Raw genomic sequence first — 15849 nt, forward strand, 5'->3', positions numbered from 1 at the left:
AGAAGGTCATTCGGGTAAAGGCAGGCTTTCGCTGACAGCGAGCAGCTGGCAGAGCCAGGACAGCCGCAGAAGAGAGTCGCTTGTCGCGTGATTCAGGTGCGCCAGCAGCGCGTCGGCCGGCGTGGCGAGCCCCACCGAAGCGATGCGCGCGTGCGCTTGCTGCAAAGCGCCTGCCTGTGCGGCGGTGAGTGCCAGGCGGCCGGTTTCGGCCTGCGTCTCGATGACTTCGAGGACGGGCGCGAAAAGGCGGGCAGCGAGGGTCGGAGCGGCCAGGCCAGGCGGCGCTTCGCTGCGCGCTTCGAACAGGCGCAGGATGCGGCCGGCCAGCGGGGTGCTGCGTGCGGGCTCAGTGGCGAAGTCGAGCGACACCGCCTGCAGCGTCTTTCCGGTTTCGCTGTCGACGAGCACGGAGACCGGCATCAGGATCGTTTCATATGCGCTGCGTTCGATGTGCACGAGCACGGCCCGGACGACGGCGCCCCGCGCGATCAGACGGTCCAGATTGGCTATGCGCTCGCGATGCTCGGGACCGCAGGGAATCGACAGCACGAGCCAGCGTTCCCGCTCATCCTGAACCGCCCAGTCGAAGCGCTGGCGCACTTCGTCGAGTCGCGGCGCGCGCATCGCGCTCGGACGCAGCAGCGCGGCGTCGATGACCGTGCCCGAGAGACCGGTCATATCCCGCAGCTGCGCTGCCAGCTCGGTCCAGTCGCGGTATCCGAGCGTGGCGATTCGTTCGTCGTCGCAGCTCCAGGCTGGCAGCGTCTGGGCGCGCGTGACGCTGCCGAGCGCGAGGCGACCATCTTCAGCCTGACGCGGCTGCTCTAGCCGCAGCGCGCCTTCGCAGATCTGCTGCGCGGGGCCGGCGCCCTGCCAAAGTGCATTCGTTTTCCATGCGCCGAGGCGGGTGAAGCTGGCATCGGAGGCATCGGGCCGCGCGAGCGTGGCCTGCAGCAGGCGCGCGGCCGGGATGTCCCAGAACGCGAGCGTGAGCCCGCGCGCACCGCCGCGCGTCTGCCACCAGTGTGCGCCGAGCGCGAGCAGGTCGAGCGCAGCCGTTTCGTCGAATGTGCGGCGCAGCTGACCGCGCAAGGCCGTGGCCTGCTCTCCCCGTGCCGTGCGGGAGGCCCAGCACAGCGCATGGATGCGCGCCATCAGCGCCAGCACGTCACGCTCCTCGACGCGGTGATCGCGTTGCGCGAGCAGATCGACCATGCCGCCCAGTTTGCGCAAGTGGGCGGCCAGTCGCGGCAGGCCTTTGCCGCGCGCCGAGATATTGAGGGCGAAGAGCCGCGCCGAAGTCAGCTCGCTCACATGGGCGAGGCCACCGGTGATCAGCTCGCGCAGCAGCGCGTCGATCTGGTCGAGAAAGCGCAGCTCGTCTTCGCTCGCCGCAGAGGATTCCTGCGCGCGCGCCGGGGCGACGCCGTCCGGCCATTCGAGTGCCGAGCCGAGCTCGCGCCGCAGCGCGGCCAGCGCGATCAGATGCACCGTGCGGCGTTCGGCGGCCGGCACTTCGGAGACCATGCCCGCGAATCCGGTGCCCGCAATCCAGCGGCAGACCGCGCCCAGTTCGGGCAGTTCGAGTACGAGCACCGCGCCCTGGTCGTGCCAGACGAGGTGCTCGACCGGAGTGGCCGCCGCGCGCCGTACGGCCGCGATGCCGGCGGCCTTGAATAGCGCATCGGGCGTGAGCGCGAGAATTTCTTCGAGCGGACTGGGCCCCGATCCGGGCGCCTCAGCCTGTCTGTCCTCCGCTGCGCAGTCGGGCGTTGCATTTTCTGGCGCGGCGGACGGGGAGGGCGCCTGCGCGCGCAGCCACAGCACCGCGCCGAGGATGTGCTTGCAGAGGCCCGCCGCCGGGCAGTCGCAGCGCGCCTGTCCGGGGCCGCGGGTGTCGAGTTCGACGCGCTGGCCGTCGGCAGACAGCGCGCCGCCGTCCTCGCGCAGCTCAAGCCAGGCCAGCTTGCCGGCTTCGACATCCTTCGCCGCGCGGCGGAGCAGGCCTGCGTTGGCCAGCGTCGTCAGCGTGTCATCATCGTAGGCGCGGTAGACATCGAACCAGGGCATCAGTCCATCACCTCCGCCAGCCACTGCGCAAAGTGCGCTGGTGTCAGTGCCGCGATGTGCATGCCCTTGTCGGCGAGCCGCTGCGCCATCTGGCGGTCGTAGACCGGATTGGCGGTTTCGTCGAGCGCCGCGAGACCGAGCAGCTTGACGCGGGCTTCCGCCATGCGCTGGATCGCGCCGAGCAGCGCGCCGGGCGACGCACCCTCCTCGAAGTCGGAGATCAACGCAAAGACCGTGCGGCGCGGGTTGGTGATCAGGCTCTCGCAGTAGCGCGCGGCGCGGCCAATGTCGGTGCCGCCGCCGAGCTGCACCGTCAGCAGCACTTCGACCGGGTCGCTCGCAAGGTGCGAGAGATCGACCACGCTGGTATCGAAGATCACGAGCTTCACGCGCACCGCGGGCAGCGAACTCATGATGCCGGCAATGACCGCGCTGTAGAGGATCGAATCCATCATCGAACCGCTCTGGTCGACGCAGAGCACGATGTCCCACGGCAGATTGCGTTTGATGCGCGCATTGAAGAGGGGGCGGTCGATGACGAGCCGGCGCCGCGTCGCGTCATAGTTCTTGAGGTTGGCGGCGATCGTTGCACGGGCATCGAAGTTCTGCGCGCTCTTGAGGAAGGAGCGCCGCATCCGGTTGCGCCGGCCCACCAGCGCGTTGACGAAATCCTTGCGCAGCGTGCGCGTGATCTCGTCGACCGTCTTGCGGATCACTTCGCGCACGGCATTGCGCATGTCGGCCGAGAGTCGCCCGCGCAGGGTCAGCAGCGCCTTCGCCAGCGCGGGAGAAGCGTCGAGCGAGTTCAGAACTTCGGGATCGCGCAGCAGATCGGTCATCCCGTAGCGCTCGATCGCCTGCGACTGCATGCGCTCGAAGACCTCGCGCGGGAAGAGCTTGCGCGAGCGGGCGAGCCAGTCGACCGCGTGCAGCTGGCTCAGATCGAGCGAACTGCCGCCCCCCGAGCGGCTCAGCCCCCGGCCCTCATATTCGCGGCCATACAGATATTCAAGGGCTTCGTCGAAGCGCCAGTCCCCGGCCGTGAACCGGGCCCGGGAAAGCGGCTGTGCGGCATATCGGCCGAGGATCAAACGCCAGCGGCGCAGGGTGTCTTCCGAACTCATCACTCTCGTCTCGGCTCGGCCGGATGTAAGTGTCATTGTGCCAGCAAACGAGACTCTTCTCCCAGTCCCTGGACTCGCCCGGGGCCTTATGCTATTTGCTGTCCGGAAGGGATTCGGAGGATGGCCTCTTTGGCGCCGTGTTCTGCCCGATCTGGATAAATCACGGAGGCAAGCCAGGTGAGAACGAATCAGGAAACATCGGCAGGCGCTGATCGTGCGGGCGAGTCGCCCATTCGCATTCGTCCTGCGAGGGCGCCCGATATAGAGGAGTGCGTGTCGATCCGGGGGAAGACTCGCGAGAACGCGGTCTCCGAATCCGGGCTCGCCGAGTTCGGCGTCACGGTTGAATCATGGAGCGCTCAAGTTGCTGCGGACGAGCTGCTGGGCTTCGTGTCCCTGTCGGCCGACCGCATCGTCGGCTATTGCTTTGGTGACGTCAGAACCGGCGAAATCGTCGTTCTTGCGCTGCTTCCGGACTACGAAGGGCAAGGCATCGGTCGAGCGCTGCTCGATGCAACGATGCAGAGCCTGCACCGTCTTGGCCATACGCGGCTTTTCCTCGGCTGTAACAGCCTCCCGCATATCCGCTCATTTGGTTTTTACCGTCATCTGGGGTGGCGCTCGACGGGAAGGACCGATCCGCACGGCGATGAAGAGCTTGAATACCTCTTCTCGTGAGGAATCCCGGCTCACCTGGGCCGTGCTTACCTGTTAAGTCCTGTCGCATCGGCCGATCCGCCCAACAAAAAGCCCGCACAGTCTTCACTGTGCGGGCTTTCGGGGCTTCTTGCTGCGCCGGGGGGCTTATTCCAAGCGCATCTGCGGGAAGAGGATCACGTCGCGGATCGCCGGGCTGTCGGTCAGCAGCATGACCAGGCGGTCGATGCCGATGCCGCAACCGCCGGTGGGGGGCAGTCCGAATTCGAGCGCGCGGATGTAATCGGCGTCGTAGTACATCGCTTCGTCGTCTCCAGCTTCCTTGGCCTTGACCTGATCCAGGAAACGGGCGGCCTGGTCGTCGGGGTCGTTGAGCTCGGAGAAGCCGTTGCAGATCTCGCGGCCGACGATGAACAGCTCGAAGCGCTCGGTGATCTCGGGATGCGCGTCGGACTTGCGGGCGAGCGGGCTGATCTCGGTCGGGTAGTCGATCACGAAAGTCGGCTCCCAGATCTCGGCTTCGGTGTTCTCTTCGAACATCAGCAGCTGCAGGCCGCCCAGGCCCGGATTGCCCTTGATCTCGACCTTCATCGCGGTGAGTTTCTCGCGCAGCCACGCTTCGTCGCCGAGCTGCTCCATCGAGTATCCCGGATGGTGCTTGTGGATCGCCTGGGCCATGGTCAGGCGCAGGAAAGGCTTCGAGAGGTCCAGCTCGCGGCCCTGGTACTGGAAGGTCTCGGTGCCCAGCGCTTCGCGCGCGGCATGGCGCAGCAGACCCTCGGTGAAATCCATCATCAGACGATAGTCGGCGTAGGCCTCGTAGAACTCCATCATCGTGAATTCGGGATTGTGCCGGGTCGAGGTGCCTTCGTTGCGGAAGTTGCGGTTGATCTCGAAGACCTTCTCGAAACCGCCGACGACGAGGCGCTTCAGGTAGAGCTCGGGCGCGATGCGCAGGAACAGTTCCATGTCCAGCGCATTGTGGTGCGTCACGAAGGGCTTGGCCGAGGCGCCGCCGGGAATCGGGTGCATCATCGGCGTTTCGACTTCGAGGAAGCCGTGGCCGGTCATGTAGTTGCGGATCGACTGGACGAGGCGGCTGCGCGCGACGAAAGTGAAGCGCGACTCTTCCGACGTGATCAGGTCCAGGTAGCGCTGGCGGTACTTGGTCTCGATGTCAGCGAGGCCCTTGTGCTTGTCCGGCAGCGGGCGCAGGCACTTGGAGAGCAGGCGGATCTCGCTGGCCTTGATCGAGAGCTCACCGGTCCGGGTCTTGAACAGCGGGCCGACGACGCCAACGATGTCGCCGATGTCCCAGGTCTTGAAGTCCGCATAGACGTCCTCGCCGACTCCGTCGCGGGCGACATAGAGCTGGATCCGTCCGGACAGATCCTGAACCGTCAGGAACGAGGCCTTGCCCATCAGGCGCTTGAGCATGATCCGGCCCGCGACGCGAACTTCGATGCCTTCAGCCTCGAGTTCCTCGGTCGTTTTTTCGCCGTACAGCTCGTCGAGTTTGCCGGCCGTGTTCTCGCGGCGGAAGTCGTTCGGGTAGGCGGCACCGCTTTCGCGCCATTTGGCCAGCTTCGCACGCCGTTCGGCGATGAGCTGGTTTTCGTCCTGCTGCGGGTTCGGATTTTCGGTGTGTTCGGACATTGTCTGGGGCTCGGGGGCAAGCCGGAACGCGACCCTGCCGGGGGGCGCCGGAATGCGCGGGTGAATGCAAAGTGCTGAATTTTGTCACAATCAGCGCCGCCTGTCCCCCCGGTCGGGCGGCGGTGGCGACCGGACGTCCCCGATCCGGCTAATCGAACAGCGCGTCGATGTCGGCCTGAAGGTCGGTGTTGTCGTTCTTCTCGTGGCTCTCGAGCAGGCCGCGTTCGAGCAGATCCTCGAAACCGTTGACCTGGTTGCGGCCGTTCTCCTTCGAGAAGTACAAGGCCTCGTCGGCGTGGCCGAGGATCTCGGCGGCCGGCTTGCTCGTGTCGATTCGCGAGTAGCCGAGCGAAGCGGTGACGCGGCCGACCTGAGGGAAATCGCACTCCTCGACGGTGGCGCGGAAGCGGTCGAAGATCAGGCGCGCATCGGCATCGCTGACGTGGCGCAGCAGCACGATGAACTCCTCGCCGCCGAAGCGGAACAGCTTGTCGCGAAGGCGGAAGCTCTTGCGCATCAGGTCGGAGAGGCGCAGCAGCACTTCGTCCCCGAACAGGTGGCCGAAGTTGTCGTTGATCCGCTTGAAGTGATCGATGTCGATGACGGCAAGCCAGGAGTGCGGGTCGGTCGGGCTCTCGCTGCGCCGCTCGCCCTCTTCGCGCTGCAGCGAGCGTCCCGAGCTGGCGATGAAGCGGTCGAAGTTTTCGTCGAAAGTCTTGCGGTTGAGCAGATGAGTCAGCGTGTCCAGCTCGGCGTAGTCGAGCAGGTCGAGCTGGTTCTGGTAGAAGTGCGCGACATAGGTGAAGGCTTCGCGGACCTTGGGGTCGGGCGCTTCGTGGCAGGTCGCGACCAGCAAGGCGTGGGGGTTGCCCCGATCGCCCATCGCCAGAGCAAGCCGATAGACCCCGTCCGTGTGGCTCTCCAGCGAGCCCAGGGGGGCGCGGATCGCCTCGGCGAGGAAGGGGTCGGCCTTGAGCAGTACGGCCGGATATTCGTCGTCCTCGCCGCAGACGGCCGCGTCTCCGGGAGACGCTTCAGCGACCAGGGCTCCGACCGGGCCGTGCGCCGAAGCGCTGACCGCATAGAGCACGACTCCGACGGCTCCGAGAACGTCGCGCATCGCGGAGACGAGGCGCAAGGTCATCTGTTCGCGGTCGCGGCTGGACGACATCGCGTTGACCTGACCGAGCAGGTTCAACATGCCATCGTCCGGAGCGCTGGCCAGGTTGGCGAGTCCCGACATTTTTGGCGCGGTCATTCTGGGTCGAATTCCTCGACGTGGTTGAAGGGGCTGCTTATCCCTGTGGCAATTATGCGAGAGCGCGCAGGCGAAAACTACATAAAAAGAGCGTTCCTGCCTAAATTTCGCGCCTCAAGACTCCCAGCGGGGGGGCCCAATCCTCTCCGCCCTTCTTTTTCCGGGTCACCAGGGTCAGCTGGGCGGGCTGGAAGACGTTGGCATTATGCGTCACCGGCGTCGTGATCAGGTACTGGGCGCGGGTAGCGCGCAGGAAAGCGCCGACCCGGTCGATGTTCGCAACGTCGAGGTGGGCGAAGGGCTCGTCGATGAAGACGAAGCCGCCCGGTCTCGCCTCATCCATCAACAGCGCGACGAGCAGGATCAGCGACTTCATGACCTGCTGGCCACCCGAAGCTTCGCCGTCGTTGAGGCTCTGCTTGCCCTTCTGGTCGAAGTCAAACTGCACTTCGAGCCCTGCCGAGGCGAGCGCGAGGTCCTCGTTCTCGAGCGGAGGCAGAGGGCATTCGACGTTGATGCCGGCCAGCTCGCCGAGTGCCCTGAGGTTCTTGCCATACTGGCGCACCGTTGCGCGCAGCTTCGCGATGTATTCGCCGCGGGCCCGGTCGACCATGCTCCGCGTGCGCTCGGCGTAGGCGTTGCGCTCGCCGTAGTCGCGCTGGCGGTGTTCGAGCTCAAGGCGCAGCTTGTCGCGGACGATCAGCACCTGCTCGTCGGTTGCCCAGTCGCCGTCGGCGAGCCGGCGCTTGAGACGGGCGAGTTCGTTGCGCGCACCGGCCAGTCCCCCGAACTGCTCGGCCAGAGCGGTGAGCGAATCCGCTTCCTGCCAGTGAGCCGGCATACCGCGGCGCTTGCCGCGCAGCCTGAGCAGGCGGGCGGTCTGTTCCAGCCTCTGTGGGCGCTCCTCGCCGGAGAGGCGGGACAGTGCGTCGCGGGCGCTGCGCTCTTCCGAACTGCGTCGCCCCGTTTCGATCTCGATTCCGTCGAGGCGCTCGCGCGCCTTTTGCAGTTCAGCCTGGACCTCGCCGCGTGCGGCCTCGGCTTCCTTGAGCCGGGCGCGGGCGCTGGCCACTTCGCTGGCCGCGGCCTCGAACTCGGGTGTGCGCGCCATCAGCAGCTCCGCGGCCTGCAGGCCCAGCAGTTGCTCCTGGCTTGCGCGCAGCGCCGCATTCGCTTCGTCCTGACGGGCCTGCGCGCTGCGCAGTTTCGCGTCGAGCTCGGCGAGTTCGGTTTCGAGCGCTTCGAGCTGGCTGGCCCGGGCGAGCTCGCCGAACCAGAAGTCGCGCGGTACGCCCAGGTGGCGGGCGCCGCGCTTCTCGCGCGAATAGGCGTCGCGGGTGATCCAGTCCTGGTCGCGAGGCAGATCGCGCGCCGCCTCGGCACTCTCGACGCGCTGAATCCGGTTGAGCAGCTCGCCGAGCCAGCGCGGCGGCTCACCGGCGAAACGCAGCACTTCGAGCAGGCTGCCGCGCTGCGGGTGGGGGCTGGGTGCGCGGTCGGCGACCAGGAAGTGGCGGAAGCGCTCGCGCTCGCCCAGAGCCCAGGCCGCGAAGCGATCGGAATCGTTCTCGAGCAGCAGCAGCGAACGATAGGGGCGCAGGATCGCCTCGACCGCGCCCTGCCAGGCCGGGTCGGTGACCTCGGTGATCTCGGCGAGCGAGACATGCTCGATCCCGGCTTCCCTCAGCTTGGCGCGAAAGCCGTGGACTTCGGCCTCCTGGATCGGGCCGCTGCGCTCGCGAAACGTGCGCAGCCGGCTCGTCACTTCCTCGAAGCGGGCTTTCAGGCTGCGCACTTCGAGTCGCGCCGCGTCGGCCGCCGCGAATGCCGCGCTGGCGGCCTCCTCGCTGGCCAGCGCATCGGCACCGTGTTCGCGGCTGACCCGCTCGCGCAGTGCATCGCGTTCGCTGAGCTGCTTTTCGATGTCGCGCAGATGGTCGCGGGCGGCGAGCCACTGCGCTTCCTGGGCGCCGAGCGCCGACTGGATCGCGATCTGGGCTTCGCGAGCCTCGGTGCGCTCAGCAGCCAGCGCGGCGAGCCGCTCGCGGGCAAGGGCGAGCGCGGCGCGCTGCTCGGTGTTCGTGCTGCGCGCGGCGCGCAAGCGCAGCCTCGCCTCGCGCGATTCGCGGGCGAGTTCGGCGACTTCGAGGCGGGGAAGGACTTCGGCTTCGAGCGACGCGACTTCGGCCGTCAGATCGCGCCATTCGAGGTAGCGGTCGGCTTCAAGGCGGCGGGCTTCGGCCTGGGCGCTCAGGCGGTCCAGATCCAGCGCGAGGCTCTCCAGTTCGTGGAGCGCGGCTTGCTGCTCGTTGCGCGCCATCTGGTAGTTGTCGAGCACTTCCTTGTCGCCGAACACGTCGAAGACGAGGTCGAGCAGCGCGCGCGGCGAATACTCGCAGAGCTTGTCGGTGTCGCCCTGTTCGAGCGAGAGCACGCGGGCGATCGCCGGAGTCAGGCCGGCGTAGGCGAGCCGGGTCTGATAGTCGCGCAGGCCGGCCCATTGGGTCGACGCTTCCAGACCTTCGATCGGGACGATGCCGTCCTCGATCGTGTATTCGCGGTTCCAGTCGCCGCCGGCGCGGCGGATCCGGCAGGCCAGCGTCACGTTGTCGGAGAGGCAGGGGAAGAAGGGGCGCTTGCCATTCGCGCCGGGGATGTTCGCGACGGTCGCGCGTATCCACGCGACTCCGGCATTGGCGCGGCGCACATAGCGGCGGAAGTCCCGCTTGCCGGAGCAGCGCAGCGCGAACAGCGTGCGCAGCGCGTCGAGCAGCGTCGTCTTGCCCGAACCGTTGGGGCCGACGATCGTGATGATCTGGGCGTCGAGCGGCACCGTGAAGCGGCGCCAGAAATCCCAGTGTACGAGTTCGATTTCGCGGATATGGAACATGTTCAGTCCTCGCTGCCGTCGCCGGCCGCGTCGGTTTCATCGGTTTCTTCTTCGCCGTCGGGCTGGGCGAGGCGGTGCCCGGCCGCGGCGAGCACGTCGCCGAGCGTCCCGTTGACGATGCGGTCGGCCAGGGTTCGATAGTCGAGCAGAACGTCGAGCAGCGGGCCTTCGTAGATGAAGCCGTTTCTTCTCTCGATGAAACCCAGGCGGGCGAGCTTGCCGAGCGCGAAGTTGCGGATCCGCGTCTTGCCGCCGAGCTGGCTGCCGAAGTCGGCCATCAGCGCCGCTTCTGAGATCGCGCCGGAAACCTCCTCGCCGTAGGCGATCGGTTTTTCCTGGCCGAACATGTCGTTCTGGCCGTCGTCGCTGAGCGCGCGGCGACCGAGCTGGCGCTCCCGCTTGGGCAGCACGATCAGGGCCCAGATCACGATCAGGAGCGCGACTTCGTCGCGGGTCAGCCCCATCGTGCTGGTTTGGTATTCGCGGCCGCCGAACACCGCGTCGAGCATGTCGTCCGCGAGGCCCACCGCGACGTGCTCGGCGAAGGGGTTGTCGAGCAGCACGAGGCCGGCGGTGGCGAGGCGCGCCTCGAGTTCGACGCGGAAGCTCTCGTCGACGAGCGCCCGCTTGACCTGGGTGTCGGTGCGCGGCAGCCAGCGGTGGGCCAGCAGTCGGGCGGTCAGGGTCGTGATTTCGTGATCCATGGCGGATTAGTCCAGTGCCAGCCCGCCGCGCAGCAGACAGGCGACGGCGACGACGTTCAGTGTGGTGACGATCCAGAAAGCGATCTGGTAACTCGCCTTGCGGTTCTTGTGCCGGAACAGGTGCTGGGCGGCGAGGCCTCCGGGCCAGCCGCCGAGCAGATCGATGATCAGCAGCGTGTTTTCCCGGGTGCGCCATTCCCCTTTTCTGGCCTTGGCCTTGTCGAGGCGATAGGCGGCGAGCGAGACGAGGCTCATCAGGGCATAGAGGACGAGGATCAAGCTCATCCTCAGTCCTGACCGCGGTGGCGGATTTCGCCGGCCGACATCGACGCGATCTCGTCCTCGTTGACCTCGATCAGGCGGTCTTCGAGCACCAGCTCGAAGGGCATCTGGGTCAGGTCGGCGACCGGGCCGCTGGCCTGGGCTTCGACTCCGCCCAACAGCGAGAGCAGCGAGAGCCGGTAGCTCGCCGGGCCGAAACCGCCGCCGAGCACGAGGCGTTCGGCCGGCGTGTGGTCGGCGACGGCGGCGAGCCGCTGACTCAGGCGATTGAGCAGCGTCAGGTCCTCGCTCTCGGGCGCGAGGTTCTCATCGACCTTCTGCGCGGCGGGCAGGCTCGCGTCGGCTTCCATCCTCTGCACATCCGAGGAGAGCACGCTTTCGGCGCGGTCGAGCAGTTCGTGACCGCCCGCGAGGTACTGGGTCTGCGGTGCAGCGCCGAGCGCGCCCGCGGCGAGAGCGATCAGCGCGTTCGGTTTTTGCGTGCGCAGCCAGGCCATCACGTCGGACGAGGAGACGCCCGAGGCGCCCAGCGTCACGCGCTGCGACTCGATCTTGTTCAGCGCGCGCTGGAAAGCCGCGTCGACGCGGGCGAGCCGGCTCTGCGCGAGGCCGATCGCGTGGGCGATCCGGCCGATGTCGGCGGTGATCTCCTCGACGTCGAGCAGCGTGCGCAGGATGTCGCTTCCCTTGTCCAGCCACTTCCCGTTCGCCGAGAGCCGGGTGCGGGCGTCGAGGATGCGGAACTCCGAACCCGATGCGACCGCTTCCTCGAAGGATTCGGTCAGCGCGTTGAGCTTCGCAAGCAGGTGCTGGAGCACTTCCGGCGAAACCGTGCCGGTCGCCTGCATGCCGGCGAGCTGGGTCGTCAGGAAGCCCAGTTCGGCATCCTCGTCCTCGCCGAAGCGCAGCAGCGCCGACACGGCAGCCAGCGCGTTGCGGCCGGTGTCGGTGAGCTGGTAGTGGGCGTCCTCGCCGAAGATCAGCAGCTCGTGTTCGCGCAGGCGCTTCAAGACCGTCTCGAGCTTGACTGGCTCGATGTAGGAGAAGTGCCGGCGCAGCGCGTCCGGCTCCCAGCGCGGCGTCTCCGCGCGACAGCCGACCTCGCGCAGCACATGCAGGCGGATCATGATCTCCTCGTCGCCGCCGCGGAACAGCGCCGTGAAGGCGGCGATCAGCGGCTGGGCGCGGACGAGCGACCACAGCGACGGCACATCGTCGAACTCGACGCCGGGGGCGAGGAAGTCGACGAGATCGAAAGCGCGCGCTTCCATCTCAGTGACCTCCTCCCTGGCCGCCGGAGCGGGGCAGGGGGCGGGACAAGACGCTCAGACTCCCTGCTTCAGGCTGGCCTGGATGAAGCCGTCCAGGTCGCCATCGAGCACGCCCTGGGTGTTGCCGACTTCATAGTTCGTGCGCAGATCCTTGATCCGCGACTGGTCCAGCACATAGGAGCGGATCTGGTGGCCCCAGCCGATGTCCGACTTGGAGTCTTCGAGCTTCTGCTGCTCGCTCTGACGCTTCCTCAGCTCCGCTTCGTAGATGCGGGCGCGCAGCATCTGCCAGGCTTCGTCGCGGTTGCGGTGCTGGGAACGGTCGTTCTGGCACTGCACGACAATGCCGGTCGGGATGTGGGTCAGACGCACGGCCGAGTCGGTCTTGTTGATGTGCTGACCGCCGGCGCCGGAGGCGCGGTAGGTGTCGGTGCGCACGTCGGCCGGGTTGATGTCGATGACGATCGAGTCATCGACCTCGGGGAACACGAAGACCGACGTGAAGCTGGTGTGGCGGCGGGCGTTCGAGTCGAAAGGACTCTTGCGCACGAGGCGGTGGATGCCGGTCTCGGTGCGCAGATAGCCGTAGGCGTAGTCGCCCGAGATCTTGATCGTCGCGCTCTTGATGCCGGCCACTTCGCCTTCGGATTCTTCGAGCAGCTCGACCGTGAAACCCTTGCGCTCGCAGTAGCGCAGATACATCCGTTCGAGCATGCCGGCCCAGTCCTGGGCCTCGGTGCCGCCGGCGCCGGACTGGATTTCGATGAAGCAGGGGCGAGGATCCATCGGATTGTTGAACATCCGGCGGAATTCCAGGCCTTCGATGACTTGCATGGCTTCCTGGGCGTCGGCGTCGACCGCGGCGAGCGTGTCCCAGTCCTGCTCCTCGCGGCCCATCTCGAAGAGCTCGGCCCCGTCATTGAGCTTGGCGGCGATGTCGTCGAGCACGACGACGACCTGTTCGAGCGAATGCTTCTCCTTGCCCAGCTCCTGGGCGCGGGCGGCATCGTTCCAGACCGAGGGATCTTCGAGCTCGCGGCTGACCGCCTTCAGGCGTTCGGACTTGTCAGCGTAGTCAAAGATACCCCCGGAGGGCACGTTCGCGAGACTTCAGGTCGTCGAGTTTGCTGGCAATCGCGTTGATCTGTTCGGCGTCCATGGGAGCTCTCCTGCTGATTCCGGGAAACCGGTCATTATACAGTGCTCGGCCGAAAGCGCTGATGCCATCCGGATTGGCTCAAAAATCGGCTCGATCCGGAGGCGGGCCGCCTTCTCACGCCGTGGTGTCGGGTGGCGCCGAACGCTCGGCTCTGGGCGGCAGCACGAAATCGCCGGGATGGCGCAGCAGCCGGCGCAGGATGCGACCGAACAGCGGGCGGGTGTGAGCGAAGCGGATCTGGCGCGATTTCAGCGCCGTGTAGAGCGCGAGCGAGAAGCTGACCAGCAGGTTAACGCAGGCGATCGCGAGCACTCCGACGCCGCACAACGCGATAGCCTGCCAGGGCAGCTTGAAATTCAGTGCGATCAGCGCATAGGCATCGTTCGCGGCGCTGAAGGTCACGTGGCGGATATCGAGCGGCCAGCCCAGCATGAAGCCCACGGTTCCGATCGAACCGAGCATGCAGCCGAACAGGAAATTGCCGGCCAGCGCGCCGAGGTTGTTCTCGATGTAGGTCGCGATCCGCTCGCGTCGCGCTTCGCCGAAGGCGCGGGCGAGCCAGCGCAGCTGACGGATGCGCTGGGGAATCCGGGCATAGACGCACTTGTTGTCGTAATAGCCCGAGATCAGGCCGGACAGGTAAAGGCAGACTCCGGCGATCGCGGCGTGGGGCAGCGCGAGGCTCGCGAGCGGGTCGATCTCGTGGAGCAGCAGATGCGCTTTCGCGGCGTCGATCTGCGGCGCGCCGAAGAGCCAGATCCAGCTTGCGCCGATCGCGAGGCAGGCGAGGAAGGCGAAGACGACGTTGCCGACGATCGCGATGAACTGGCTGCGGATCACGTCGACGACGAGGTTCTCGAGTTTGGCGAGCGAGGGGGCCTTGCCCTTGTCCTCGCCCAGGCTTGCCGCGATCGTCGCTGCGGTCATCGCCGGCTGCTTGGTCGCGATCGTGAAGTGAAAGAGGTGGACGACGATGAAACCCAGGCCGTAGTTCAGACTGAACGCGACGGCCTGCCACAGCGGGGGCAGGTGCGCCTTGGCGATGAAGATCTTCAGCAGCGCCATCACCGCGACAATCAGGCCGGCGCCGGCCGCGGCGCGGAACATCGCGAAGTACTCGGTGCGATTGCTGGTCACATAGTGTTCGCCGGTCCGGCTCGCGTGTTCGGTGATCTGCAGCGCGACGAGGTCGGTGGCCTGGGTCAGCAGCGCGGTGAGGCTGCTCTTCTCGGCCTCGAAGTGCATCAGGTCGCGGAAGAAGCGGATTTTCCGCGTCTGCTGCAGTTGCGACGTGTCAGGACTCGCCAGTTCGGTGATCTGGCGCATCCGCGCGATGATCTGGCTCGCGCGCAGGCCTTCGTAGGTCAGTGCGATGCTCGCACCTCCCTGATGGGCGCGCTGGCGGATGCGCTTGAGCTGGGCGTCGCACTGTTCGAGCAGCACATCCAGGTGCCGGGTGTCCGGCCACGGGGTGTCCGCATCGTCGAGCGCGCGCAGCGCTTCGGTGACGAAGTTCTGGACTTCCTCGGTTTGGGCGACGAAGGGCGATTCGCGGCGCGCGGCCCGGCTGTCGTAGCGCAGGAAGTCCGGCTCGACGCCGATCGCGGCGAGGCGGAAGGAGAGGATGCGCAAGGCTTCGAGCAGTTCGACGCCCATCCTGATCCGCGCCGGCACGCGGGCTCCGGCGCCGAGCTGGATCACGCCGAGCAGCTCGGCGATCGTCTCCTCGGGGATTTCGGCGATCCAGGCCGTGTCGCCGATCTCGTGCGTCAGCGCGCCGAACAGATCGCCCAGATAGGTGTCGTCATAAGCCGGGGGCAGGATCTTCGCGCCTAACCTGTGCGCGAGCGCACGCGCAATGCCTTCGTTGCCGAGAATGCCCAGGTTCGCGAAGAGGTTGCGCTGCAGGCGGCTGGCGAACACACAGTCGAGGTAGCTGCGCAGCGCTTCGGCAAAGGGCGGGTGGCCGCGCAGCAGCGTGATCAGCGCCTTGACGCGCAGCAGCGCCGCGCCGGCCTCTTCCTTCTTGCCCGGGCGAAGAGCCCGGATCATGTCGAGCAGCGCGGTGGCCGAGCGCTCTTCCGGGCGGGTCTTGATCTGTTCGAGAATCTGGACGATGTCGTTCAAATCGGCGTCCTTTCAGGAATTTTTACCGCTCCGCTCTGACAAGTGCGCATTCTAGCGAGACGGGAGAGGCAAAAGCTGGTAGAGTCGCGGCCCCTTGCGGCAGTTCCCGCCGTTTTTTGGTTGCGACGGAGAAGTAGCGAACATGGATGAAGCCGATATTGCTCAACAAGAAGTCGAGTTGAGCCTTACACTGTCACTGCAGCGCAAAGAGCCTTCGCTGGCGGCTACGGGAGTTTGTCACTTCTGCAGCGAACCGGTGGCCGAAGGTCAGAAGTTTTGTGATAGCGATTGTGAAGAAGATTGGCGCCGCCTTCAGTGGCAGCGCTCGCAAAGAGTGCGCGGTTGACCGTTCACTCTAACAGAGCTGAGGAAGTATATGGCACGCATTACGATCGAAGACTGCTTGAAGACCATCCCGAACCGTTTTGAACTGACGCTGTCCGCGGCGATTCGCGCCCGTCAACTCGCGCGCGGCCACACGCCGATGATCGAGAATTCGAAGAACAAGTTTGCGGTCACCGCGCTGCGCGAAATCGCTGCCGGCCAGGTCGATCGCGGCATTCTCTCCAAGCTCGAAGTCTGATCGAGCGGCTGCGCAAGGCGCAGCACGAGTTTGACAAAAACCCTGATGACTTCGCGTCATCAGGGTTT

At 66.4% G+C, this 15849-nt stretch carries 13 protein-coding genes; 3 read left to right on the forward strand and 10 right to left on the reverse strand.

What is annotated here, in order from left to right; genetic code table 11:
- Positions 1-6 precede the first annotated feature (6 nt).
- Both ACHFB9_RS06525 and ACHFB9_RS06530 read right to left on the reverse strand, forming a co-directional pair.
- A complete protein-coding gene (locus tag ACHFB9_RS06525; RefSeq protein ID WP_417070405.1) occupies positions 7-2070 on the reverse strand; it encodes an SWIM zinc finger family protein in 2064 nt (687 codons plus the stop codon).
- Positions 2070-3194: a VWA domain-containing protein gene (locus ACHFB9_RS06530; protein ID WP_417070406.1), complete on the reverse strand. Its 1125-nt coding sequence runs from the start codon at positions 3192-3194 to the stop codon at positions 2070-2072. The genes ACHFB9_RS06525 and ACHFB9_RS06530 overlap by 1 nt, the downstream gene beginning before the upstream one ends.
- Positions 3195-3467: 273 nt before the next feature.
- Here ACHFB9_RS06530 and ACHFB9_RS06535 point away from each other — a divergent pair, with 273 nt between their 5' ends.
- Positions 3468-3872 carry a GNAT family N-acetyltransferase gene (locus ACHFB9_RS06535; RefSeq protein WP_417070408.1) on the forward strand — a complete coding sequence of 135 codons (405 nt, stop codon included), beginning with the start codon at positions 3468-3470 and terminating at the stop codon, positions 3870-3872.
- 126 nt (positions 3873-3998) lie between these two features.
- On the opposite strand, the gene lysS is transcribed toward ACHFB9_RS06535, so the two are convergent.
- The 8 genes from lysS to ACHFB9_RS06575 all read right to left on the reverse strand — a co-directional run bounded on the left by lysS (position 3999) and on the right by ACHFB9_RS06575 (position 15198).
- Entirely contained in the window at positions 3999-5507 is a 1509-nt protein-coding gene (lysS, locus tag ACHFB9_RS06540) for a lysine--tRNA ligase (protein ID WP_417070410.1), read from the reverse strand.
- Between the two features lie 148 nt (positions 5508-5655).
- Positions 5656-6765 (reverse strand): GGDEF domain-containing protein, encoded by a 1110-nt coding sequence (locus ACHFB9_RS06545; RefSeq protein ID WP_417070412.1) that lies wholly within the window; start codon positions 6763-6765, stop codon positions 5656-5658.
- A gap of 100 nt (positions 6766-6865) precedes the next feature.
- Entirely contained in the window at positions 6866-9655 is a 2790-nt protein-coding gene (locus tag ACHFB9_RS06550) for an AAA family ATPase (RefSeq protein ID WP_417070414.1), read from the reverse strand.
- Positions 9656-9657: 2 nt separating this feature from the next.
- Positions 9658-10359 carry a hypothetical protein gene (locus ACHFB9_RS06555; protein ID WP_417070416.1) on the reverse strand — a complete coding sequence of 234 codons (702 nt, stop codon included), beginning with the start codon at positions 10357-10359 and terminating at the stop codon, positions 9658-9660.
- Between the two features lie 6 nt (positions 10360-10365).
- Positions 10366-10644: a DUF1294 domain-containing protein gene (locus ACHFB9_RS06560; RefSeq protein WP_417070418.1), complete on the reverse strand. Its 279-nt coding sequence runs from the start codon at positions 10642-10644 to the stop codon at positions 10366-10368.
- Positions 10645-10646: 2 nt separating this feature from the next.
- Positions 10647-11912: a hypothetical protein gene (locus ACHFB9_RS06565; protein ID WP_417070420.1), complete on the reverse strand. Its 1266-nt coding sequence runs from the start codon at positions 11910-11912 to the stop codon at positions 10647-10649.
- 54 nt (positions 11913-11966) lie between these two features.
- A protein-coding gene (prfB, locus tag ACHFB9_RS06570; protein ID WP_417070422.1) for a peptide chain release factor 2 occupies positions 11967-13071 on the reverse strand; the annotation gives its coding sequence in 2 pieces (ribosomal slippage) (positions 11967-12989 and positions 12991-13071; 1104 coding nt in all).
- A 114-nt stretch (positions 13072-13185) separates the two neighbouring features.
- Complete coding sequence (locus ACHFB9_RS06575) at positions 13186-15198, reverse strand: site-specific recombinase (protein WP_417070423.1); 2013 nt, start codon at positions 15196-15198, stop codon at positions 13186-13188.
- 142 nt (positions 15199-15340) lie between these two features.
- Between ACHFB9_RS06575 and ACHFB9_RS06580 the strand changes: the two genes are divergently transcribed.
- Both ACHFB9_RS06580 and rpoZ read left to right on the forward strand, forming a co-directional pair.
- Positions 15341-15544: a DUF2116 family Zn-ribbon domain-containing protein gene (locus tag ACHFB9_RS06580; protein WP_417070425.1), complete on the forward strand. Its 204-nt coding sequence runs from the start codon at positions 15341-15343 to the stop codon at positions 15542-15544.
- A gap of 30 nt (positions 15545-15574) precedes the next feature.
- Positions 15575-15781: a DNA-directed RNA polymerase subunit omega gene (rpoZ, locus tag ACHFB9_RS06585; protein WP_417070426.1), complete on the forward strand. Its 207-nt coding sequence runs from the start codon at positions 15575-15577 to the stop codon at positions 15779-15781.
- Positions 15782-15849 lie beyond the last annotated feature (68 nt).

Origin of the sequence: Niveibacterium terrae (assembly GCF_048213115.1) — a bacterium.
Classification (GTDB): Bacteria; Pseudomonadota; Gammaproteobacteria; order Burkholderiales; family Rhodocyclaceae; genus Niveibacterium; species Niveibacterium terrae.

Bases quoted from the DNA above. Each gene is read 5' to 3' on its own strand.
- ACHFB9_RS06580 (WP_417070425.1), top strand. From the start codon at position 15,341: ATGGATGAAGCCGATATTGCTCAACAAGAAGTCGAGTTGAGCCTTACA.
- lysS (WP_417070410.1), bottom strand. From the start codon at position 5,507: ATGTCCGAACACACCGAAAATCCGAACCCGCAGCAGGACGAAAACCAG.
- ACHFB9_RS06560 (WP_417070418.1), bottom strand. From the start codon at position 10,644: ATGAGCTTGATCCTCGTCCTCTATGCCCTGATGAGCCTCGTCTCGCTC.
- ACHFB9_RS06525 (WP_417070405.1), bottom strand. From the start codon at position 2,070: ATGCCCTGGTTCGATGTCTACCGCGCCTACGATGATGACACGCTGACG.
- rpoZ (WP_417070426.1), top strand. From the start codon at position 15,575: ATGGCACGCATTACGATCGAAGACTGCTTGAAGACCATCCCGAACCGT.
- ACHFB9_RS06530 (WP_417070406.1), bottom strand. From the start codon at position 3,194: ATGAGTTCGGAAGACACCCTGCGCCGCTGGCGTTTGATCCTCGGCCGA.
- ACHFB9_RS06565 (WP_417070420.1), bottom strand. From the start codon at position 11,912: ATGGAAGCGCGCGCTTTCGATCTCGTCGACTTCCTCGCCCCCGGCGTC.
- ACHFB9_RS06550 (WP_417070414.1), bottom strand. From the start codon at position 9,655: ATGTTCCATATCCGCGAAATCGAACTCGTACACTGGGATTTCTGGCGC.
- ACHFB9_RS06545 (WP_417070412.1), bottom strand. From the start codon at position 6,765: ATGACCGCGCCAAAAATGTCGGGACTCGCCAACCTGGCCAGCGCTCCG.
- ACHFB9_RS06555 (WP_417070416.1), bottom strand. From the start codon at position 10,359: ATGGATCACGAAATCACGACCCTGACCGCCCGACTGCTGGCCCACCGC.